The organism is Petrotoga sp. 9PWA.NaAc.5.4, from assembly GCF_002895485.1.
Classification (GTDB): Bacteria; Thermotogota; Thermotogae; order Petrotogales; family Petrotogaceae; genus AZRK01.
Genome location: NZ_AZRK01000034.1, coordinates 1 through 20,365, shown reverse-complemented (window position 1 = coordinate 20,365; position 20,365 = coordinate 1). Strand labels below are relative to the sequence as shown.

29 protein-coding genes and 1 pseudogene are annotated in these 20,365 nt (G+C 31.1%); 17 read left to right on the top strand and 13 right to left on the bottom strand.

What is annotated here, in order from left to right; translation table 11 throughout:
* Positions 1-63: 63 nt before the first annotated feature.
* From X924_RS08150 to X924_RS10090, 3 genes are all read right to left on the bottom strand, one after another.
* Entirely contained in the window at positions 64-393 is a 330-nt protein-coding gene (locus X924_RS08150; RefSeq protein WP_146255690.1) for a hypothetical protein, read from the bottom strand.
* 175 nt (positions 394-568) lie between these two features.
* The gene (locus X924_RS10170) at positions 569-709 is read right to left on the bottom strand and encodes a hypothetical protein (protein ID WP_158245354.1); all 141 of its coding nucleotides are present in this window, start codon (positions 707-709) and stop codon (positions 569-571) included.
* Between the two features lie 17 nt (positions 710-726).
* Positions 727-924, bottom strand: a complete 198-nt coding sequence (locus tag X924_RS10090) for a hypothetical protein (protein WP_146255689.1) — start codon at positions 922-924, stop codon at positions 727-729.
* Between the two features lie 211 nt (positions 925-1,135).
* Between X924_RS10090 and X924_RS08145 the strand changes: the two genes are divergently transcribed.
* The gene (locus X924_RS08145; RefSeq protein ID WP_199172678.1) at positions 1,136-1,339 is read left to right on the top strand and encodes a hypothetical protein; all 204 of its coding nucleotides are present in this window, start codon (positions 1,136-1,138) and stop codon (positions 1,337-1,339) included.
* A gap of 40 nt (positions 1,340-1,379) precedes the next feature.
* Here X924_RS08145 and purB read toward each other — a convergent pair whose 3' ends face one another.
* The 8 genes from purB to X924_RS10085 form a co-directional block, all read right to left on the bottom strand.
* The gene (gene purB, locus X924_RS08140) at positions 1,380-2,672 is read right to left on the bottom strand and encodes an adenylosuccinate lyase (RefSeq protein ID WP_121958424.1); all 1,293 of its coding nucleotides are present in this window, start codon (positions 2,670-2,672) and stop codon (positions 1,380-1,382) included.
* Between the two features lies 1 nt (position 2,673).
* Entirely contained in the window at positions 2,674-3,489 is an 816-nt protein-coding gene (gene proC, locus X924_RS08135) for a pyrroline-5-carboxylate reductase (RefSeq protein ID WP_121958423.1), read from the bottom strand.
* Positions 3,490-3,491: 2 nt separating this feature from the next.
* On the bottom strand, positions 3,492-4,742 hold the full coding sequence (locus X924_RS08130) for a glutamate-5-semialdehyde dehydrogenase (RefSeq protein WP_121958422.1): 1,251 nt from the start codon (positions 4,740-4,742) through the stop codon (positions 3,492-3,494).
* 95 nt (positions 4,743-4,837) lie between these two features.
* The gene (locus X924_RS08125; RefSeq protein ID WP_146255688.1) at positions 4,838-5,218 is read right to left on the bottom strand and encodes a hypothetical protein; all 381 of its coding nucleotides are present in this window, start codon (positions 5,216-5,218) and stop codon (positions 4,838-4,840) included.
* Between the two features lie 104 nt (positions 5,219-5,322).
* Positions 5,323-5,532 (bottom strand): DUF2922 domain-containing protein, encoded by a 210-nt coding sequence (locus X924_RS08120; protein ID WP_121958420.1) that lies wholly within the window; start codon positions 5,530-5,532, stop codon positions 5,323-5,325.
* Positions 5,533-5,581: 49 nt separating this feature from the next.
* On the bottom strand, positions 5,582-5,782 hold the full coding sequence (locus X924_RS08115; RefSeq protein WP_121958419.1) for a hypothetical protein: 201 nt from the start codon (positions 5,780-5,782) through the stop codon (positions 5,582-5,584).
* A gap of 18 nt (positions 5,783-5,800) precedes the next feature.
* Positions 5,801-6,025, bottom strand: a complete 225-nt coding sequence (locus X924_RS08110; protein WP_121958418.1) for a hypothetical protein — start codon at positions 6,023-6,025, stop codon at positions 5,801-5,803.
* Positions 6,026-6,640: 615 nt separating this feature from the next.
* Positions 6,641-6,835: a hypothetical protein gene (locus X924_RS10085; protein ID WP_146255687.1), complete on the bottom strand. Its 195-nt coding sequence runs from the start codon at positions 6,833-6,835 to the stop codon at positions 6,641-6,643.
* A 620-nt stretch (positions 6,836-7,455) separates the two neighbouring features.
* Here X924_RS10085 and X924_RS08105 point away from each other — a divergent pair.
* From X924_RS08105 to X924_RS08095, 3 genes are all read left to right on the top strand, one after another.
* Positions 7,456-8,106: a CpsB/CapC family capsule biosynthesis tyrosine phosphatase gene (locus tag X924_RS08105; RefSeq protein WP_121958417.1), complete on the top strand. Its 651-nt coding sequence runs from the start codon at positions 7,456-7,458 to the stop codon at positions 8,104-8,106.
* Between the two features lie 604 nt (positions 8,107-8,710).
* Positions 8,711-9,994 (top strand): exopolysaccharide biosynthesis polyprenyl glycosylphosphotransferase, encoded by a 1,284-nt coding sequence (locus X924_RS08100; RefSeq protein ID WP_121958416.1) that lies wholly within the window; start codon positions 8,711-8,713, stop codon positions 9,992-9,994.
* The gene (locus tag X924_RS08095) at positions 9,995-10,825 is read left to right on the top strand and encodes a glycosyltransferase (RefSeq protein WP_121958415.1); all 831 of its coding nucleotides are present in this window, start codon (positions 9,995-9,997) and stop codon (positions 10,823-10,825) included.
* A 183-nt stretch (positions 10,826-11,008) separates the two neighbouring features.
* On the opposite strand, the gene X924_RS08090 is transcribed toward X924_RS08095, so the two are convergent.
* Complete coding sequence (locus tag X924_RS08090; protein ID WP_121958414.1) at positions 11,009-11,413, bottom strand: hypothetical protein; 405 nt, start codon at positions 11,411-11,413, stop codon at positions 11,009-11,011.
* Positions 11,414-11,440: 27 nt separating this feature from the next.
* Positions 11,441-11,632, bottom strand: a complete 192-nt coding sequence (locus tag X924_RS08085; RefSeq protein ID WP_121958413.1) for a hypothetical protein — start codon at positions 11,630-11,632, stop codon at positions 11,441-11,443.
* A 156-nt stretch (positions 11,633-11,788) separates the two neighbouring features.
* On the opposite strand from X924_RS08085, the gene X924_RS08080 reads away from it, so the two are divergent.
* The 13 genes and pseudogenes from X924_RS08080 to X924_RS08030 form a co-directional block, all read left to right on the top strand.
* The gene (locus X924_RS08080; RefSeq protein WP_121958412.1) at positions 11,789-12,880 is read left to right on the top strand and encodes a glycosyltransferase; all 1,092 of its coding nucleotides are present in this window, start codon (positions 11,789-11,791) and stop codon (positions 12,878-12,880) included.
* Positions 12,881-13,403: 523 nt separating this feature from the next.
* Positions 13,404-13,577, top strand: a pseudogene (locus X924_RS10495) (transposase); the annotation flags it as partial.
* A 5-nt stretch (positions 13,578-13,582) separates the two neighbouring features.
* The gene (locus tag X924_RS10400) at positions 13,583-13,708 is read left to right on the top strand and encodes a hypothetical protein (protein WP_255398040.1); all 126 of its coding nucleotides are present in this window, start codon (positions 13,583-13,585) and stop codon (positions 13,706-13,708) included.
* Positions 13,708-13,926 (top strand): transposase, encoded by a 219-nt coding sequence (locus X924_RS10395; protein ID WP_121958410.1) that lies wholly within the window; start codon positions 13,708-13,710, stop codon positions 13,924-13,926. Before X924_RS10400 ends, X924_RS10395 begins: the two co-directional genes overlap by 1 nt.
* A gap of 274 nt (positions 13,927-14,200) precedes the next feature.
* On the top strand, positions 14,201-15,412 hold the full coding sequence (locus X924_RS08065) for a hypothetical protein (protein WP_121958409.1): 1,212 nt from the start codon (positions 14,201-14,203) through the stop codon (positions 15,410-15,412).
* A 340-nt stretch (positions 15,413-15,752) separates the two neighbouring features.
* Positions 15,753-15,986: a transglycosylase domain-containing protein gene (locus tag X924_RS10490; protein WP_121958426.1), complete on the top strand. Its 234-nt coding sequence runs from the start codon at positions 15,753-15,755 to the stop codon at positions 15,984-15,986.
* 42 nt (positions 15,987-16,028) lie between these two features.
* Positions 16,029-16,223 carry a winged helix-turn-helix transcriptional regulator gene (locus X924_RS10345; protein ID WP_233186621.1) on the top strand — a complete coding sequence of 65 codons (195 nt, stop codon included), beginning with the start codon at positions 16,029-16,031 and terminating at the stop codon, positions 16,221-16,223.
* A 61-nt stretch (positions 16,224-16,284) separates the two neighbouring features.
* On the top strand, positions 16,285-16,530 hold the full coding sequence (locus X924_RS10340) for a hypothetical protein (RefSeq protein ID WP_233186620.1): 246 nt from the start codon (positions 16,285-16,287) through the stop codon (positions 16,528-16,530).
* A 7-nt stretch (positions 16,531-16,537) separates the two neighbouring features.
* The gene (locus X924_RS08045) at positions 16,538-17,023 is read left to right on the top strand and encodes a hypothetical protein (protein ID WP_121958408.1); all 486 of its coding nucleotides are present in this window, start codon (positions 16,538-16,540) and stop codon (positions 17,021-17,023) included.
* Positions 17,024-17,220: 197 nt separating this feature from the next.
* On the top strand, positions 17,221-18,366 hold the full coding sequence (locus X924_RS08040; RefSeq protein WP_121958407.1) for a glycosyltransferase: 1,146 nt from the start codon (positions 17,221-17,223) through the stop codon (positions 18,364-18,366).
* A gap of 56 nt (positions 18,367-18,422) precedes the next feature.
* On the top strand, positions 18,423-18,554 hold the full coding sequence (locus X924_RS10390) for a hypothetical protein (RefSeq protein WP_255398039.1): 132 nt from the start codon (positions 18,423-18,425) through the stop codon (positions 18,552-18,554).
* A gap of 68 nt (positions 18,555-18,622) precedes the next feature.
* Positions 18,623-18,928, top strand: a complete 306-nt coding sequence (locus X924_RS08035; protein WP_369826034.1) for a hypothetical protein — start codon at positions 18,623-18,625, stop codon at positions 18,926-18,928.
* Positions 18,929-18,994: 66 nt separating this feature from the next.
* Positions 18,995-20,365, top strand: a 1,371-nt coding sequence (locus X924_RS08030; RefSeq protein WP_121958405.1) for a lipopolysaccharide biosynthesis protein, incomplete at its 3' end; no start/stop codon positions are given.

Here is a 20,365-nt window from a genome sequence, read left to right as displayed (position 1 = left end):
TGCGAGAGTAGGTATCGCCCCCTTTCTTATTTCAAAATGCCGCTAAACAATAGCGGCATTTTTTTATACCTGCACAGCCCCCCACCACATCGTTCGTGGTTTAACCACAAAATACTCTTTTGAATTTAAAGCGGGTCCAGGGCGGAGCCCCCCCACCACATCCTCCACGGTTTCAACCAAAAAATTATATTTTGATTTTAAAAAGGGGTTCAGGGCAGAGCCCCCCACCACATAGTTCACGGTTTCAACCAAAAAATTATATTTTGATTTTAAAAAGGGGTTCAGGGCAGAGCCCCCCACCACATAGTTCACGGTTTCAACCGAAAAATACTCTTTTGATTTTAAAATGGGTTCAGGGCGGTGCCCCTCCACATTGTTCGCACTTTCAACCAAAAAATTATATTTTGATTTTAAAAGTGGGTTCAGGGCGGAGCCCCTTCCACATCGTTCGTGGTTTTAAGCGCAAAATAATCTTTTGAATTTAAAGCGGGTTCAGGGCGGAGCCCCCCCACCACATCGTTTACGGTTTCAACCGAAAAATTATCTTTCGCAAAACTATCTTTTGAATTTAAAGCGGGTCCAGGGCAGAGCCCCCCACCACATCATTCACGGTTTCAACCAAAAAATTATCTTTTGATTTTAAAAGCGGGTTCAGGGCGGAGCCCTTCACCACATCATTCACGGTTTCAACTGTAAAATAATCTTCCAAAAAATAATCTTTTGAATTTAAAGCGGGTCCAGGGCAGAGCCCTCCACCACATAGTTCACGGTTTTAACCGCAAAATAACCTTTTGATTTTAAAAACGGGTCCAGGGCGAAGCCCTCCACCACATCGTTCACGGTTTTAACCGCAAAATAACCTTTTGATTTTAAACGCGGGTTCAGGGCAGAGCCCTTCTCCCCATACTTTAAAGTATCAATCAAGCTAAAAAATTATTTAATACCTTTAAAAACAAAGTTTTATTTTTATAAACGGGTTCAGGGCGGAGCCCTCCACCACATAGTTCGCAGTTTCAACCACAAAATAATCTTTTGATTTTAAAAACGGGTTCAGGGCGAAGCCCCACCCTTTCATTAACTTTTAATGATTATATGCTATAATAATTGCATATCTTAACAATGGGGGGTAATAAAAATGATAAGTAGCATTCTTTCGGCATTAGGGGCTATTTTTTTAGTAATTTTATCGATTTTATTTTTTCCTTTGATTTTTAGAATAATTATCATAATAGCAAGTGTTGTTCTGGTGTTTTTAGCGTTTTATGGTTTGGCAACTATTGCGCTTCCCATAATTCTTGTCATTTTGGCAATAGCTGTTATATATTGGATACTAATATAAAAATTTAGGCGAAGCCTCCCCTTCTATATAGAAGGGGAGTTTATCTATCAAACCTTTCAAATACAGTATCGATATTTTTTAAATAGTATTCTGGATTAAACAACTCGTCTATTACTTCTTTTTGTAGTATGTTATTTATTCTTTCATCTTGTGAGACTATATCTTTAAAATTTCTTCTTTCATTCCATGCTTTCATTGCATCTTCTTGTACTATCTTATACGCTTGTTCTCTACTTAATCCTGTTTCTACAAGTTTCAACAAAATTCTCTGAGAATAAACCAAATTATATGATTTTTCTATGTTTTCTTTCATTCTATCTTCATGTACTACCAAATTTTCAACAAGATAATTTGCTTTGTTAAGCATGTAATAAGCTAACATAGTAGCATCTGGTATAAGAACTCTTTCAACTGAAGAGTGAGATATATCCCTTTCATGCCACAACGATATATTTTCATAAACAGCCGACAAATATGACCTTAACATTCTCGACATTCCCGTAAGCCTTTCACACAGAATCGGGTTTTTCTTATGAGGCATAGCTGATGATCCTCTTTGTCCTTTTTTAAACGGTTCTTCTACTTCTAACACCTCTGTTTTTTGTAAATGCCTAATTTCTATAGCAATCCTTTCAATCGACGCTCCTATTAAAGCTAAAACATCAAAAAACTCGGCATGAAGATCCCTTGGTAAAATCTGAGTAGAAACCTTGCAGGGGGTTAGTCCTAATTTTTCTAAAGCAATTCTCTCTATTTCAGGATCTATATTTGCATAATTTCCAACAGCTCCACTGATCTTGCCTTGAGAAATATTATCGATCGCCTTTTCCAAACGTTCGTTGTTTCTTTCTGCTTCAGCAACAAATCCTAAAATCTTTAATCCAAAAGACGTAGGTTCTGCGTGAACACCATGTGTCCTTCCTACCATCACAGTGTACTTATGCTTAAAAGCCAAATTTTTCAAAGTAGCAATATATTTAACTAATTCATTTTTAATAATTTCTCCCGACCTTTTAAGAACCAAAGATAACGCTGTGTCTACTACATCAGACGATGTAAGCCCTTTGTGAAAATATCTCGCCTCATCACCCATACCTTCAGTAACAGACTGTATAAACGCAATCACATCATGATCCACAACTTTTTCCATTTCTAATATCTTGTCAACATCTATTTTTGCCTTTTCCTGTACTTTTTGTGCAGTTCCTTTTGGTGCTTGACCTAATTCTTCAAAAGCCTGTATAACGGCAATTTCTATTTCAAGCCACCTATTGTATTGAGCTTCTAAACTCCAAATATCTTTTATAGGAGACAACGAATATCTTTCTATCACATCAAACACCTCTTTGAGAATTTAATTCCCTTGCACGCTTTGTTGCTTCTTTTACTGCGTCCATAAGAATACCGCGAATACCATGGGATTCTAAATTTTCTATACCTCGTATAGCTGTTCCACCAGGAGATGTAACCATATCTTTCAACTCTCCAGGGTGTTTACCACTTTCCAAAACCATTTTTGCAGCACCAACCAAAGTTCTTGCAGCCAACTCTGTAGAAAGCGCTCTTGGCAATCCCATCAAAACACCGCCATCTGATAACGCTTCTATCATTATATACACATACGCAGGCCCGCTCCCACTCAGAGCAGTTATCGTATCCATCATTTCTTCCTCTACAACAAAAACCGTACCCACACTTTCCAAAATACCTTTTACTATAGTTAAATCTTCTTCTGTTACATTTTTCCCACTACAAATAGCTATTACTCCCTCTCTTACCAAAACAGGCGTGTTAGGCATCGCTCTAATTATTCTGCACGATGTCGGCAAAGCCTTTTCCAAATGCCCTAAAGTTATTCCCGCGGCAATAGATATCACTATCTTACCATCACATAACGTCCTTATTTCTTCCAACACCTTGTTGATAATTTGCGGCTTTACAGCAAGTAAAACAATATCAGAAAGTTCAACTGCCTTTGCATTGTTGTTCATGGTTGTTATATTACAAAAGTCAGGATTTTTTTCAACATCATTCACAAAAATATCGGTTCCTATTATCTTATCACTTTCAAGCGTACCTGATTGAACTAACCCTTTCACTAACGTACTTCCCATCTTCCCTAAACCGATTATACACAATCTTTTGCCCACAACTACCTCACCTGCCCATTTCCTAATACTATATACTTTGTCGTAGTTAGTTCTTTTATTCCAATAGGTCCTCGAACATGCAGTTTTTGCGTACTTATTCCCATCTCTGCTCCGAATCCGAACTCTTCTCCATCTGTGAACCTTGTAGAAGCATTCACATACACCGCAGCCGCATCTATCATATTCAAAAACTTTTGTGAAGTTGTATAGTTTTCTGTTATTATAGCTTCCGAATGTTTTGTGCCGTACTTGTTTATATGTCCAATTGCTTCTTCAACACTGTCAACAACTTTAATTGCCATAATATAATCGAGGTATTCACTTCCCCAATCTTCATCGTTAGCTGATTTTATCTGAGGAAGGATCTTTAAAGTACGTTCACATCCTCTCAACTCTACCTTGTTTTCAAAAATCTTATACACTTTTGGCAGAAAAATATCGGCAATAGAACTATGAACCAAAAGCTTTTCTGCAGCGTTACACACAGAAGGCCTACTAATTTTTGCATTTTCCGTAATTTTTAACGCTTTCTCAACGTCTGCATCCTTATCAACATACACATGACAATTCCCCTCTCCCGTTTGAATAACAGGAATCTTTGAATTCTCTATCGTATTTGTTATAAGGGAATGACCACCTCGAGGTATTAATACATCAATGTAATCGTACAACTTCATCAACTCATCAACAGCTTTTCTGTCTATAACGTCTAAAAACTGCACAATATCTTTTGAAAAACCCGCTTCTTCAATAGCAGAATGAATCACATTTACCAACGCAATATTGGAGTTTATCGCTTCAGAACCACCTCTTAAAATAACTGTATTTCCTGATTTTATACACAATGCAGCAGCATCCACAGTAACGTTTGGCCTTGCCTCATAAACTATCGCGATTACCCCTAAAGGAACTATCATCTTTCCAATCAACAACCCATTGGGCCTTTTCCACATTTCAGTAATATTTCCAACATAATTAGGAAGTTCTGCAACCTTTCTAACGCTATTAGCAATATTCACCAACCGATCTTTATTCAAAGTTAATCTATCAAGCAAAGCTTTTGAAATCCCTACTTGCTTTGCTTTTTCAACGTCTTTAGTATTTTCGGAAATAATGTAATCCATCTTATCTTCAATATGCTTAGCAATACTATACAAAATCTTCACTTTTTCATTATCAGAACTCAATCCAAATTCCCCGGAAACAGATTTCGCCTTTTTAGCCTTTTCCAAAACATAACTCTCTAAATCCATAATTAACCCTCCCTTACTTACGTTTGTTAAACCATACTCACTTTGATATATAAAAAATTATATAACAACCATTCAAAATCACCAAATGATTTATTTCAATAATCCTCCAAATCTTCATCACTAATTATTATTTCATTAAAATTTCTTATATAAAACGGCTCGCCCTTGGGGACATGCGGCATCCTTGCCTTTCTTTTACCTATATCATCCCTAACCTTCAAAGAAAGATAATATTTAACATACCCATTGAACTTACCCTTAAAATTAAAATTATCAACTGCACAAAGAAACAAATAACTCAAATTCCCAAACGTATCTTTAAAATCAGTCCTACAATTCTCAGATAACTTATAACTCTCATTTACGATAAACCCTTCATACTTTTCAAATAATCTACCTTTTGCTTTAACATCCCCACTTTGAGCTAATTTTATCAACTGATTGTCACTATACTTACCATAATTAAAATGATTCATCACAAAATCCCTCCTATCCCTGATTTTATTATACGTTCGTATACTAATATAATATATACTATATCAAAAAAACCCATGCTCTGTCAAGAGCATGGGCTATAATGTTACCCAATCAAATTAAATATTTCATTAGTCGTTGTTTCGACGATGATTGCTTCATCTACCTGAGAATCCGCACTTACCAAAACACCTATCAACGATTGCATAACTGGTTCTACTTCAGCTTGAGTTAAAGTATCTAATACCCCGTCTATCGACAATGTTTTACTCTTTTTTTCAACAGGATCATAAAACTTCATTTGCAACCTCTTCATACTAAAAACCCCCTTTAAATAGATTTTTTATCCACTTTCTCAAAGGTTATTAAACAATTTGATACTCTTCTGCGAAGATATACGCAGCGTTAGTGTTCTCACAAAGACTAACTAATCCTTGAAGAGCAGTTTTAATATCTGTTTCTACGTCTGTGAATAAGTCAAAGGATTTAGAAGTTTTCTTCTCTTTGCCGTCCACAAAATTTACCCAAACGATCTTTGCCTTCCTTGAAGTTAAGTTCATTGCCATAGATACCACCTCCTAAATTTATTGAGTTACTACGTCTTCCTTCCTACCCGATTTTGGAAACAACAACGCTACAACTCCATCAATCAAAACAGAAATAACAATATCCAAAATCGGAGAGTATTTACCAATAGACTTCAAAAACTCCCTAACAGCTTGCATTACAATTTCCTTTTTCTTTTTTCCATTACCAGGCATCTCAACCATCCTAACAAGATCAGGAATCAACCCAATAATCTCTTTCAAAACATCAGCTCCTTTACAATAAAAATTTATATACCTATCAACTCAGCTACATATTCTCTCTCACTAATAGTATCCGTAAAATGGTATACATTTGTTATCAACGATAAGAAAATAAATAAAATTGCCCTTTGCTTTTATAATGGGTCCAGGGCGAAGCCCTCTTCCCCCTACTTTAAAGTATCAATCAAGTTAAAAAATTACTTAATACCTTTAAAAACAAAGTTTTTGAATTTAAAACGGGTCCAGGGCGGAGCCCTCCACCACATCGTTCACGGTTTCAACCGAAAAATAATCTTTTGAATTTAAAGCGGGTCCAGGGCGAAGCCCTCCTCCTCTCTTCTTTAAAGTATCAATCAAGTTAAAAATTATTTAATACATTTAAAAACAAAGTTTTTGAATTTAAAACGGGTCCTGCTCGGAGCCCCTCCTCACATCGTTCACATTTTCAACCACAAAATAATCTTTTAATTTTAAAAGTGGGTCCAGGGCAGAGCCCTCCTCCTCTCTTCTTTAAAGCATCAATCAAGTTAAAAAATTATTTAATGCCTTTAAAAACCAAGCTTTGCTTTTATAATGGGTCCAGGGCGGAGCCCTCCTCCCACCTCTTTGGCAGCATTAGCTGCTTTTACAAACGATTTTTAGATAAAACGTTTTCTTGTTATACAATAAATAAATTTTTGATTTTATAAATGGGTCCAGGGCGAAGCCCTCCACCACATCGTTCACGGTTTCAACTGCAAAATAATCTTTTGATTTTAAAAGTGAGTCCAGGGCAGAGCCCCTCACCACATCGTTCGCAGTTTCAACCACAAAATAATCTTTTGATTTTATAAATGGGTCAAGGGCGAAGCCCTCACCCCCTACTTTGAAATATCAATCAAGTTAAAAAATTACTTAATACCTTTAAAAACAAAGTTTTTGAATTTAAAACGGGTCCAGGGCGGAGCCCCCACCAAATCCTTCACGGTTTCAACCACAAAATAATCTTTTGAATTTAAAAGCGGGTCCAGGGCGGAGCCCTCTTCCTCTCTCGGTACAAGTACCGAAAAGTTAAAAAATTCAGGTAGTGCTTTAGAAATAATGATTTTTAAAAATAAGGTTTTGAATTTAAAATGAGTCCAGGGCAGAGCCCTCCTCCTCTCTTCTTTAAAGTATCAATCAAGTTAAAAAATTACTTAATACCTTTAAAAATAAAAAGCTTTGCTTTTATAAATGGGTCCAGGGCAGAGCCCTCCCTCCCTCCGCTACATCGTTAAACATAACAATAAACTCACAAAAAAATCATAATAAAAATTTAATAAAAATTTAATAAAAATTTGACTTTTATAAAAAAATAATGTTATAATTTCTTCAGAAGTTACAAATATTAACACATGGCAACATTAAGTTCGCAAACTTTAATTTTTTGGCAAAAAAAGGGGGTGAAAAATATGTATATCGACATAGTAACCCATCTACTACCCGCAGTAGATGACGGATCCCGAACCCTTGAAGAAACTCTAAAAGAGTTAAACAGATACAGACACAATAACATAACCCATGTAATATTCACCCCCCATATAAACCACCCAACAATAAAAACAGATATAACCAAAATAAAAGAAAAATATGCAGAACTTAAAGATACCATCGAAAAAAATACCGGCGTAAAAACTTATTTAGCTTCACAGTTCTACGTTACTCCTAAAGCTACTGAATTCATTCCATACAATGAAAAATTTGTCTTTGTAGAGTTTGCAATAGACACATTGCCGATGTATGCATTTGATAGCATATTTAATTTACAATTAGACGGATACGACGTCGTTTTACTACATGTAGAAAGATACCAATGGCTGATCGAAAATAAAAACGTAGTAAGACGTTTAAAAGAAATGAATGTGTTATTCGAAATGAATTTTGAAAGATTAGACACGAAAAACGCAAAATATTATTTAGAAAATCATCTTGTTAATTTTTTAGCAACCAATAACCATTTAAAAAAAGATCAAAACGAAATAGACTTAACCCTATTCAGTAAATATGCCCGTATTACCGAAAAAGCTTTCGATATACTAAATATTTCAACTGTATCGCCTTAAAAAAATTTAATGCTCTTTTAATAATCGTTGTGTTATAATATTTGTACAATCAATGTGCAATTTGCACTCCATTCGTACTTGTAGAAATGTACAACCTGTACATCTTTGGTATTCCGATTAGAAAACCATCGAAACTTAAATTTCAAAGAATGTAGAGACGACCAATTTGTGCGTCTCCAATGGGTCCAGGACAGAGCCCTTCTCTCACCTATTTAGCAGCCTTAGCTGCTTTTACAAATGATTTTTAGATAAAACGTTTCCTGTTATACAATAAATAAATTTTTGATTTGATAATGGGTCCAGGGCAGAGCCCTCCTCCCATCTCTTTAGCAGCCTTAGCCGCTTTTACAAACGATTTTTAGATAAAACGTTTCCTGTTATACAATAAATAAATTTTTGATTTGATAATGGGTCCAGGGCAGAGCCCTCCTCCCATCTCTTTAGTGGCCTTAGCTGCTTTTACAAACAATTTTTAGGTAAAACGTTTCCTGTTATACAATAAATAAATTTTTGATTTGATAATGGGTCCAGGGCAGAGCCCTTCTCCCACCTCTTTAGCGGCTTTAGCCGCGCTAATAAATTATTAGGGGGTACCTCGAAAAAAATGAAAAAATTAATTTTCCAATTTCTCGACATAATAATTATCTTTTCTTTCAACACTTTTCTTTTAGAATTACCCTTACCAATTACTATAATCTCATCACTAATAATATACCTTGGAATCTACTCCTTCAGAGTATACGAAACACAAACAATGAAAAGCTATACAGAATCATTAATAAAAACCACTGTTGGAACTCTCATCAGTTTCATACTTATATTAATTCTTTACTTCTTTCTCAACAAATACTTCAACAGATACTTTTTCCTTTCAAACCTATTATTTACGATATTAATCTTGCCAATACTGCACAAAATAGAATATAATATATACGAAAAAAGCATGCCTATAAAAAACTACCTTGTTATCGGAAGAAAAGAAGAAATAGGCCACATAATGCAAGAAATCTCAGAAAAAACACTAAACAAAATCGTGTTTACCCAATACATAAACCCAGATCCAATAACCCTTGATGAAATAATAAAACAAAATAAGCAACAAACCAAATCACAAATAATCCACGGCATAGTTATAACAGACCCAGAACTAGAAAAACATGTAAAACCACAAATACAACACTACAAAGAAGAAGGCATGGAAATAGAATATCTACCCAATATGGCAGAAAAATACCTAAATCGCATACCAATAGAAGTAGCTCAAAAATTTAAAGAATATTATGAAGTGATATTTAATAATATAAAAGAACATCCTTCTAAAAGATTTCTTGATATAACAATATCAACTATTGCATTAGTTATACTATCTCCAATTATTCTAATTCTTTCAATTCTCATTCTCTTAGAAGATGGAAAGCCTGTTGTTTATAAACAGCAAAGAGTAGGCTTAAATGGAGAAAAATTCACGATGCATAAATTTAGAAGCATGAAAAACAAAACCGATCAAAACGAAGCAAAGTTTGCAACTGATGAACAAGACAGAATTCTCAAAATAGGAAAAATAATGAGGCCTATAAGACTTGACGAAATATTACAATTTTATGATATTTTAATAGGTAAAATGTCTTTTGTAGGACCAAGGCCAGAACAGATCCCATTGGTTGAAGAATACAATGGACTTATCCCTTTTTACTGGGCAAGACACAAATTAAAACCAGGATTAACAGGCTGGGCACAAATTATGTATAAGTACTCAGCTTCTTTAGAAGAAACAAAAATGAAACTAAGCTACGATCTTTACTATGTCAAAAATAGAGACATATTCCTTGACTTAAATATTATAATCAAAACCATAGAAGCAGTAATATGGAGAAGAGGAGCGGTGTGAATGCAGGGCGATTTTTCAGTTTTGATGTCAATTTATATAAAAGAAAAAGCTGAATATTTAGATAGAGCATTAAGAAGTATTCTTGTGGAACAAACATTAAAACCTAAAGAAATTGTTATTATAGAAGATGGCCCTATTACAATAGATTTAATAAATATACTCGACAAATATAAAAACGAATATCCTAATATTATTAAATCTGTTGTTTTGAATGAAAACAAAGGTTTAGGTGATGCATTAAATATTGGCCTTGAGGCAACTTCTTATGATATAGTAGCGAGGATGGATGCAGATGATATATCTCTCCCTGAGAGATTTGAAAAACAATATAGATTTTTTGTTTCTAACAAATATGACGTTGTCGGTACAAATATTTTAGAATTTGAAACTAATGAAGACAATATTGTTGGGTTCAAAAAGGTCCCAGAAAATCATTCTAATATTTTGAAGTATGCAAAGTTAAGAAATCCCATAAATCATCCTTCTGTTATGTTTAACAAGAAAGCTGTTTTAGAAAGCGGAAATTATCAAAAAATAAATGGTTTTGAAGATTATTATTTATGGGTGAGGATGTTAAAAAAAGGATACAGATTTTATAATATTCAAGAACCTTTGCTAAAATTTAGAACTGGTAAAGAAACGATAAAAAGAAGAGGTGGATTAGAATATTTCAAAGATGAAAAAGCTTTCTTTAAAAAATTGCTAGAGATTGAATTTTTGAATCATTTTCAATATTTTACCTCCTTATCCATCAGATTTTCTTTTCGTATTGTACCTGAAAATTTTAGATTGTTTGTTTACAAAAAGTTTTTAAGAGAAAAAAAAGAATGATTTTTTCCTTGAAAAAACAATAGGCATAAGAATAATTCTACTCAATAAAAACACTAGTTTCAGAAAAAACTTTTGATTTGAAGGAACCTTAAGAATTTGTTATTAACATTTTGGAAGATGTAATAGCCCGAATGGATTCCGATGATATCAGTCTAACAACTCGTTTTGAGAAACAATTAAAAATCATAAAAGCGTATGAGCTTTAAAACCGAAATAAGAAATAGATTGCTTTTGATTACCGTTTTTATCGTAAACAGGTTTAGAGTTAGAAACAGGTTTAACGCCAAAGTTAGCTTGGATAGGACGAGAATAATACTCTTTTTGATTCATGAATTTACCATGACTCTTTTTGTTGTTAAAGAAAGAACGAAAAGAGATAGGATAAGAATCGATACACAGATTATTAGGATCGAAAATGCCCTCATCAATACCCTTTTGAATAGAGTGAGCAATAATCTCAAACAAAAAAGAAGTATCAAATTTCTTTTTAAAGACAGAGAAAGTAGCCTCAGAAGGAACAAAGTTATTGATAGGATCAAATCCAATAGCTTGAGCGAATTGAGGATTAGTTCTAAGGAAATAAATCAATTCTCTAGTATTAAACTATTTAACCTTTTATACGAACAAAATAAGGATAGACTGATTAGAATAACCTAGTTTACCACGCTTATGGTTAAAATTAGGAACAACAGACCAATCGATAACATTGATTAAATCAAGAAGATATTTAGATTCAGAATGTACATTAAGATATTGATCATAAACGAAATCGAAATAAAGTTGAGAAGCATTAGAGTAGTAAGACATTTGTAAAACCTCATTACGATTTAGTGAATTAATAATACCAAAGAGATTATATCGTAAGGAGGTAAATGTCAACAACAGGAAGGATTAAACATACGTTAAATTGTTCGTTTTAGAATTTCTAAAGTGACTATTACTATTATACGAGGAGGAACTTTGATGAAGGAAATATATGTCCTTTTTTATAAAAGAAATTTTGAAAAAGGAGGTGGTGCTGAAAGAAGATTTTTAAGACTTTATAATTACATTTCAAAAGAACATGAAAATATAAAAATAAATATAGTTACTAATAAAGAAAATGAAAATATTATTTATAATTTTATTGATAAAAATAATTCTAATATTGAGTGTCACTTTATAAAACAAAAAAACAAATACATAGATTGGTACTATTTTATAGATTTTTTTGAAAGTAATATAGATAATATAAAAAATGTCCATATTATTTCTCCTAACAGAAGTAGTTTTTTCTTATATCTTTACTTAATAAAGAAAAAGATCAATTTATATTTGTCAGTAACTTCTTGCGAAGTAGCGCAGAGAAAATTTAATCATTCTATTTTAAATCGTTTGATGTACAATGTTTTAATAAAAAAATCTTTGAAAATTGATTGGTTATATGATTATTTTGAGATATACTGGAACAATAGAAATATATTAAATAAATCTAATGTCACCCCAAATAGTTTTACCAATTATGATAGTTTGAACCATTTAGAAAATAAAGAAAATTATATAGTATTTTTAGGACAATTAATTGAGGAAAAACAGCCTTTAATGTTACTAGAAGCAATTAATGAAATAAAAGAAACGTTAATCAATAAAAATTGGAAAGTGTATATTGTTGGAGGTGGAAAATTAGAAAATAAAATAAAAAAGTATATTCATAAAAATAACTTAGAAGACATAGTGTTAATGAGATATTCTTTAAATAACGAAGAATTATTATCTAAATCTAAAGTATTTGTTTCTTTGCAAAAATATGATAATTATCCTTCTCAATCCCTTTTAGAAGCTATAAACTTTGAAAATATTATTGTTAGTACCAACGTGGGAAACACAAAACTAATTTTGAATGAGAATGACTCATTTTTAATAAATAATAAAGATGAACTATCTAGATGTTTAGAAAAAATTATTAACGATGAAATAATTATACAGGCAGAGAATTTGTTAAAGTTAAAAAAAGAAGTAATGTTAAAACACAACATGAAAAAAGCAGCTGACTATTTGTACGATTTTTTAAGTTAGTTTTATATATTCGCTTTATTTTTTTCCAATTCTTACAAGGGGTGATTATGAAACTTACAAACCCGCTAGAGCGATAAGGATAAAAACGGATAATGGAACAAAAATTGTGGAAATTTCTTGAGCTCGAAAAGGGTTTAGATTCTCAATGTTATTTGAAGCATTTATGCTTAAATTATATAATCACATGACTTTTTCTGAGATATCTGAAAAATATCATATACCTCAAAATAGAATAGGATGATATTAGATTACTACATTTCACAAGAAATACAAAAACAAGATTCCTCAAAAGAACCAATAAAAATACTCTATGTTGATGAAATAATAAGGAAAAAGCATCATGTTTATCTTACCAATTCTTGGATGTAGAAAGAGAAAAGTTTATGTACATAGCTGGCGGAAAAGATGCAAATACCTTTCTCTACACTATTCAAAGAAAGATACATCCAGAAAAAGGTGATCCAAAAGATATAAAATTCATATGTACGAATATGTCAGTACCCTTTAAGCTGCGGCAAAGAAAGAGTTCCCCAAAGTAAAGATAATATTCGATAAATTCCATGTGATTAAAGAGTGGAATAAACAACTTGACAAAGTCAGAAAAAAAGAAAACAAACTTTATCCCGAACTTAAAAGAACTGAATATTTATTCTTGAAAAGCCTAAAGAATCTAAATAAAAAGAGAAGAGAAGATTAGATGAATTGATGGGATACCAAAATCTTGAAACAGTAAAATTATATGGTATGTTGCTTAAATTTAAAAAGATATTTGATTACAAAAGACGTCTTATGCAGCAAAGTTTTTCAAATGTTACTACAACAAGGTAATGAAATCAAACATACCAGAAATGACTAAAGCATCTAAAACTATTTTAAATCATATAGACATTATCTTTTTAGACATAAAAACAAATATTACTACTGCTAAAATCGCAGGTATAAATTATAAACTTAGAGGTTTTAGGAAAAGAACTTTTGGATTTAAAGCTTTAAAGAATTTTAAAATCATTATTTTTATTGCTGTGGGTAGACTTAATTTAATTTAAGAATACTTGTTCACTCTCTACATAAGAGAAACAAAAAATTATCATCTTTAAAGGAAATGGTAAGGGACTATATCTAAATTGTTAATACAAATTTTAAGAAAATATAATAATTTGAAGGAAACTACTCAATTTTGATTTGTGATTATCTTTGAAATAGTAAAATTATTGTACAAAAACTTTGAAAACTTGGAAGAAAGTCCTTCTATAAAAGATAGAAAGAAGTATTTTATCAATTTATTAAAGCTAGAAATTTTATGTTGAAAGGATCTAACAAATGAGCAATAAATTATTATTTATTTTAGGAGTGCTACTTTTAGGAGTTTCTCTATTTGATGCTTTTCTGGTATATCTTAATGTTGATATTCCATTTAGCGTACTAATAATATTTTTCTTATTTTTAGCCTTATTTTTTTTATTCTTTGAAAAAGTCACAATTTTTAAAGATAGAGATTTTATTTTTTATTTTTTAATTTTATTGATAAGTATTATTTTTACAACTTTTATCAGCACAAACTACAATATTGCAAGTGATTATCTGTTGTACTATGCAAGAGTTCTACAAATATTTGTTATTTTAATTTCATTCTATTTGATTGTAAATAATATCAATTTATTAAAGTTTATAAGAATAAATAGTTTAGTCTACTTTTTGGGTTCTTTGGTATATATTATGATCTTCTGGAAAGAAAGCTTTCTTGCTAGGCCAGAAGGAGTTTTGAACATTTCAGATCATGTAGCTTTTTTAGCAATCATTCTTTTTAATTTAGAAGATACAAAAAAATCTAGATATATACCATTACTCATTTCTTTAATAATACTATTGTTTTATAGTTCCTTTACGTCGATAACTTTTTTTATTTTGACTATATTAGTGAACATAGTATATTCTATTTATTTAAAAAGAAATATTATCTTAAAGATTTTTACAACTCTTGTTTTAATAGTTTTAATTATTTGGGCATTGGTATTTTATATTCAAATCAGTAATCAACCGATTCAATTACAGGGTAATTCTGTTTTTATTAATACTATTAATAAGTATTTAATTAGGATACATTACGTGATAAATCTTGAAGATGCTTCATTAAATGAAAGATTAATTCAATTCAAGGAAGGATTTAAAGTTCTGAAAGAAAAACCAATTTTGGGAGAATTTATGTATGAATATAGGGTGTTCGGAAATACCCGAGGTTATATGCATAATATACTTTCTTATTGGGCAGAATATGGATTAGTAAACTTTTTACTTATTTTTGTTCCTTATTTTATTTACTTGTTTAAATCTTACAAATATTTTGTAAAATACGACAACAAAATTCTAAAAGCATTGTTTTTTTCGGGAGTATATGTTACTTTGATCGTTTTGTTTTCTAGATCTTATGGGCATATGATTTTTTGGATTCATTATGGGTTATTGATGCCTTCTGTCTTGAAGTTTGAACGAGAAATAAAAAATCAACATCAAATAAAGTATGAAACTATATAATTGGACAAACTACAATTAAATATATTCTATTCTAACTACTTTTAAAATTGTACACATTAAAAACGTAAAAACGAGGGATGAGGTGTAGTTTTACTTAAAACAACAAGAAATTGAATGGATAAAAGAGTTTTTCACAAAAATATAATATAAGTCAAGACCTTGTTTTGTTTATTATCCTTGTAGAAGACAAAAGGTTTTTAAGGCATAGAGGTTTAGATTGGATGAATTAATTAGAGTAGTAATTCATAATATAAAAAGCTTAGCTTTAAAAGAAAAAGCAAGCACAATAACTCAATCATTCTCAGTTATCACAGGAAAAAGCAAATGAAATAAAAAGTTTATCAACAAAGTTAATAAAATTATTAAAGCGATAAACATAGAAAAAAATATTTCAAAAGAAGAGATACTCGTTACATATTTAGAAAACGTATATTTTGGAAGGTCTAATTTTGGTATTTATGCCGCAACAGAAAATTATCTTGGAACTTCTGTTTCTGTTTTAAACAAGGCACAGTACTTTTTCTTAGCTGAAATAATTGCTTTACCAAAAATATTTAGAAAAAATCTAGTATAACATATAAAATTGTTCAAAAAATGAACAAAGGTGCAGATAAAAATGGAAGAAAGCGAATTACTAATACTAGAAATAATAGAAAACAACGCTTCAGTAACTCAAAGGGAAATATCTAAAAAGTCTGGACTATCTTTGGGAATGGTTAATCTCCTATTAAAAAAATTTGTCAAAAAAGGACTTGTAAAGCTGGAAAGACTTGATGGAAAAAGTTTCAGATACATATTAATTAACCCCTGAAGGATTTAAAGAAAAAAGCGAAAAGACAATCGACTATATAAAAAGATATTATAATAAAACGTTGATTATTAAACAAAACATAGAAAGAATAATTCAAACTTATGGAAGAAATAGAACTTATGTTCTATTTGGAAACGATAAAGAAATGAAAGAGATAATCGAAGGATTATTGAAAGAATTAGAGGTAGATTACATAACAAAAAACGATCTACAAAACATAGACAATTCTCAAATAATCATGTTCTGGGATATCGATGAGAAAGAAAAATTAAGTGAATTTAAGTGTGAGTTTTTGTTGGGGAGATAGAAAAGATATGAATACAGAAGATGTAAAAAATTATGTAGAAAAATACTTGAAAAGAACGTTTGTTGAACCAATAGAAATCGATGTTAAAAATGGTAGATACACGATAAACAAAACGCTTAGCTTTGAAATCTATGATTTTTGGGACAAAACAGATGAAGAGTTGTTAAATGATTTCGATGATTTTTCTTTCAAAGGAGATAATATAGGAACTATTTTCTTCTTTTTATCAGGATACTGGGAATATACTCATAACAACATAAAAGATGAGTATGGTAGATTTTCCGCTACAGAGAGCTTTAGCTACAAAAAGGGTGTTTTAGAAGAACCTGTAGTCGAGATGCTTGTAGGAAACATAAGAAAAGAATTAAAGCTGAATTATAACAATGAAACCCCAAAAGCTTTTTTGACTCATGATATTGATAATCTAGGATTACCTAAAGGATTTAAATTCATAAAATCTTTAGGAGGAGATATATTAAAACTCAAAATTTAATACAGTGAAAAGCTATTGAGTATTATTACGATAAAGTCATATCTTTCTATTTTGAAGGCTCGATGATAGAAAGTATAGAATCAAATTTTAGGAAATTCGGAGGTACTCAAAAACAATATTTTCATATATATGACAAAAGTATATTAAGAAAATTAAAAGACATCGCAAAAATAATTCTAAAAAGGTAGGAGAATCAAATGAATATTTTATTTATTTCTAGTCTATATCCTGCTTACGAAGGCCATTCGAGAAAAGAGATAACTTATGCGTTACACTACATTGTTAAACACTGGGTCAAAGAACATAATGTAATCGTTATAAGGCCTTATTTTGTTCCTCAAAGGAATAAAACAAAGTATGAAGAATATTTTATTTTAGATGGGGTTAAGATATATAATATACCGGTTCTCAGAATCCCTAAAACAAAAATATATATTTCTTACAGTGAGGTCATAAATAAAGTTCAAAATTTGAACTATCATCCAGATTTTGTTATTGCTCATCATTCTTCCTCTTTTCTATGGGCATATAAATTAGCTAAGAAGTTTAATTCTAAGTTTGTGAGTGGATTGCATCAAAGCGATCTTCATCTTAATTTTTTTGACCAATTTTTTTATAAAAAGAGTTTTAAAAATAGCTATAAAATTGTTTGTAGGTCACAATCTGTGAAAGCACGACTAATAGAAATATTCCCCGAATATCAAGACAAAATTGTGGTGGGAAATTCTGGCATACCAAAACAAATTATCGAGCCTATTTCATTTTTTAAAGAAAAAGCAAACTCCTGGAATAATAAGCATGAAATACATTTTTTAACAGCTTGTACTTTTCACAAATTGAAAAATATTGATGTGAATTTACTAGCTTTGTCAAGTCTTAAAAATTACAACTGGAAATATACAATAATAGGAGACGGCAAAGAAAGAGACAATTTAGATAAATTAGTGAGGGATCTTTCATTGCAAGACAGAGTAAATTTTGTAGGATGGAAATCTAGGGAAGAAGTTTATGAATATATGAAAAATTCAGATGTTTTTATTATGGTTAGTGCCCCTGAAACTTTTGGGATGGCATATTTGGAAGCTATGGCAAAAGCCAACATAGTCGTAGGAGCTAAAGGATGGGGGATTGATGGTATTGTAAAAAATGGAGAAAATGGATTTCTTGTTACTCCACGAAATGTTCCTGAACTAACATCTATCATTCAAACGCTACTTGAAATGAGATACAATGTGGCAAGTAGAATCATTTACAAAACTTGGGACACTGTGAACAATTATACGGAAGAAAAGGTCAGCATGGAATATTTGAGGAATATCCTAGCAGCTGCTACTAACGACTGAACTCAGGGATTTAAATTATAGCACGTAAATTGATTACATCTAGTGTGGGAATTGGTATGTTTAACCTCTGGAAGTTAAGAGAGAAAATTAAAGAAAATGGTCTTGCTTCAGCTGCAAAGAAAACAGCTCGATATATTACATACAAGACTGAAGAATTTTATTTTGACAACCTTGTTCAGCAGATATAACTTTAGGAGATTATTGGGGTAGAGGGAGTAAATATCCTGATTTAGACGATAACCTGCGAGTTTCTCTTTTGTTAATCAATTCAGAAAAAGGGATTTTTCTTTTAGACAGTTGTAAAAAAAGGCTTGAGATTCATGAAGGGGATTTAGAACATGCTATAAAGAATAACCCTTGTATTGTCAAACCAGTTAATAAGCCAAAAGGAAGAGACAAATTTTTTGACGATTTCAATAGTAAGGAGTTTAGTTATGTTATTAAGAAATACATGAGCCCTCCTTCGTTCATTGAAAAACAGGTCATATTTGCTAAACGAGGAATAAATTTCATAAGAAAAAAAGCAAAAAGATTTTTATCATCTGATAACAATAATAAATAAAATTACTCTTTTATATAGTTACTATTTAATATTGAAAATCTATTATATTATAAAAGGTGAAAATAATTGAATCAATATAAATCATTAATTAAAAATTCATTGTTATTTGCAATAGGAAACATAGGCTCCAAAACTATATCTTTTTTTATGCTTCCATTATACACTAGAATGCTAACTACGAGTGATTATGGACAACTTGATGTATTACAAACTACCATTTCATTGTTAATCCCTTTAATTACATTTCAAGCAATAGAAGCAGTTTTTAGATATTCTGTAGATATGAGAGAAAACGAATCTGCATCAAGCGTTTTAATGAATGGAATCCTTCTTTGTTTAATCGGTATGCTAATTGGTTTACTTCTTTTCCCAATCTTTAGAAGGATTGAGCCTTTCTCTTCATACACTTTATTTTTTTATTTAATTTTGTTTTTTTCTATGCTGAATGGTGTTTTGAAACAATTTGTTAGAGGATTGGGAAAAATAAAAACTTTTGTTGCTTCTGATTTAGCTTACACCGCCTCTTTTGTTACTTTTAATATAATCTTTCTTGTCTATTTGAAAATGGGGTTAGAAGGTTATTTTCTTTCTATGGTTTTAGCTCATGCTATTAATATATTTATTTTATTAGTATTTGGGAATGTTTTTAAATATTTGAACATTAAATCTTTTGACAAATCATTTATGAAAACCATGCTTATTTATTCTGTACCTTTGATTCCAAATGGTTTGATGTTGTGGGTTATGAGTGTTTCAGATAGGTACATATTAACATATTATTTAGGATTTGATGCAACTGGCATATATTCTGTTTCATATAAATTTCCCTCACTAATTACGCTTGTAAACAGTATATTTTTCATGGCATGGCAGTTATCTGCAATACAAGAATATGGAAAAGAGGGATATGAAAACTTCTACAAAAATATCTTTGGGGTTTTATCTTCACTTTTATTTCTTGTAACTAGCTTAATTTTGTTAATTCTTAAGCCGTTAATGAGTGTGTTTGTTGCAGATGCGTTTTATGAATCATGGAAGTATGTTCCTATGTTGTTGGTAGGGACCGTCTTTCAAGCATTTTCAAGTTTTTTTGGAACTAATTATACTGCCTCAAAAAAGACTAAGGGTGCATTTACAACTTCAGTAGTTGGGGCTGTAGTTAATATAGTTGTTAATTTTATTTTGATACCTTTTTGGGGGATACAAGCTGCTGCATTTTCTACCCTCCTTGGTTATTTAGCAATGTGGTTAATGAGGGTTTTTGATACAAAGAAATATGTTGATATGAAAATAGATCGGAAGAGTATGAGCATTTCCTTACTTATTATAGGTCTTCAGATTGTAGGGTTGTATTTTATCGAAGAAAATGCGTTATTATTCTTTGCTGTTGAAACTTTGTTAATTGTGTTGTTATTAGTTACACAAAGAAAGTACATA

Excerpts from the sequence above, each read along its gene's own strand:
- X924_RS08115 (WP_121958419.1), bottom strand. The coding sequence starts at position 5,782 with ATGGCAATGAACTTAACTTCAAGGAAGGCAAAGATCGTTTGGGTAAAT.
- X924_RS08045 (WP_121958408.1), top strand. The coding sequence starts at position 16,538 with ATGAATACAGAAGATGTAAAAAATTATGTAGAAAAATACTTGAAAAGA.
- X924_RS08040 (WP_121958407.1), top strand. The coding sequence starts at position 17,221 with ATGAATATTTTATTTATTTCTAGTCTATATCCTGCTTACGAAGGCCAT.
- X924_RS08130 (WP_121958422.1), bottom strand. The coding sequence starts at position 4,742 with ATGGATTTAGAGAGTTATGTTTTGGAAAAGGCTAAAAAGGCGAAATCT.
- X924_RS10345 (WP_233186621.1), top strand. The coding sequence starts at position 16,029 with ATGGAAGAAAGCGAATTACTAATACTAGAAATAATAGAAAACAACGCT.
- X924_RS08125 (WP_146255688.1), bottom strand. The coding sequence starts at position 5,218 with ATGAATCATTTTAATTATGGTAAGTATAGTGACAATCAGTTGATAAAA.
- X924_RS08085 (WP_121958413.1), bottom strand. The coding sequence starts at position 11,632 with ATGTCTTACTACTCTAATGCTTCTCAACTTTATTTCGATTTCGTTTAT.
- X924_RS10395 (WP_121958410.1), top strand. The coding sequence starts at position 13,708 with ATGAAATCAAACATACCAGAAATGACTAAAGCATCTAAAACTATTTTA.
- X924_RS08120 (WP_121958420.1), bottom strand. The coding sequence starts at position 5,532 with ATGAAGAGGTTGCAAATGAAGTTTTATGATCCTGTTGAAAAAAAGAGT.
- X924_RS08105 (WP_121958417.1), top strand. The coding sequence starts at position 7,456 with ATGTATATCGACATAGTAACCCATCTACTACCCGCAGTAGATGACGGA.
- X924_RS08095 (WP_121958415.1), top strand. The coding sequence starts at position 9,995 with ATGCAGGGCGATTTTTCAGTTTTGATGTCAATTTATATAAAAGAAAAA.
- X924_RS10390 (WP_255398039.1), top strand. The coding sequence starts at position 18,423 with ATGTTTAACCTCTGGAAGTTAAGAGAGAAAATTAAAGAAAATGGTCTT.
- X924_RS08145 (WP_199172678.1), top strand. The coding sequence starts at position 1,136 with ATGATAAGTAGCATTCTTTCGGCATTAGGGGCTATTTTTTTAGTAATT.
- X924_RS08080 (WP_121958412.1), top strand. The coding sequence starts at position 11,789 with ATGAAGGAAATATATGTCCTTTTTTATAAAAGAAATTTTGAAAAAGGA.
- X924_RS08100 (WP_121958416.1), top strand. The coding sequence starts at position 8,711 with ATGAAAAAATTAATTTTCCAATTTCTCGACATAATAATTATCTTTTCT.
- X924_RS08065 (WP_121958409.1), top strand. The coding sequence starts at position 14,201 with ATGAGCAATAAATTATTATTTATTTTAGGAGTGCTACTTTTAGGAGTT.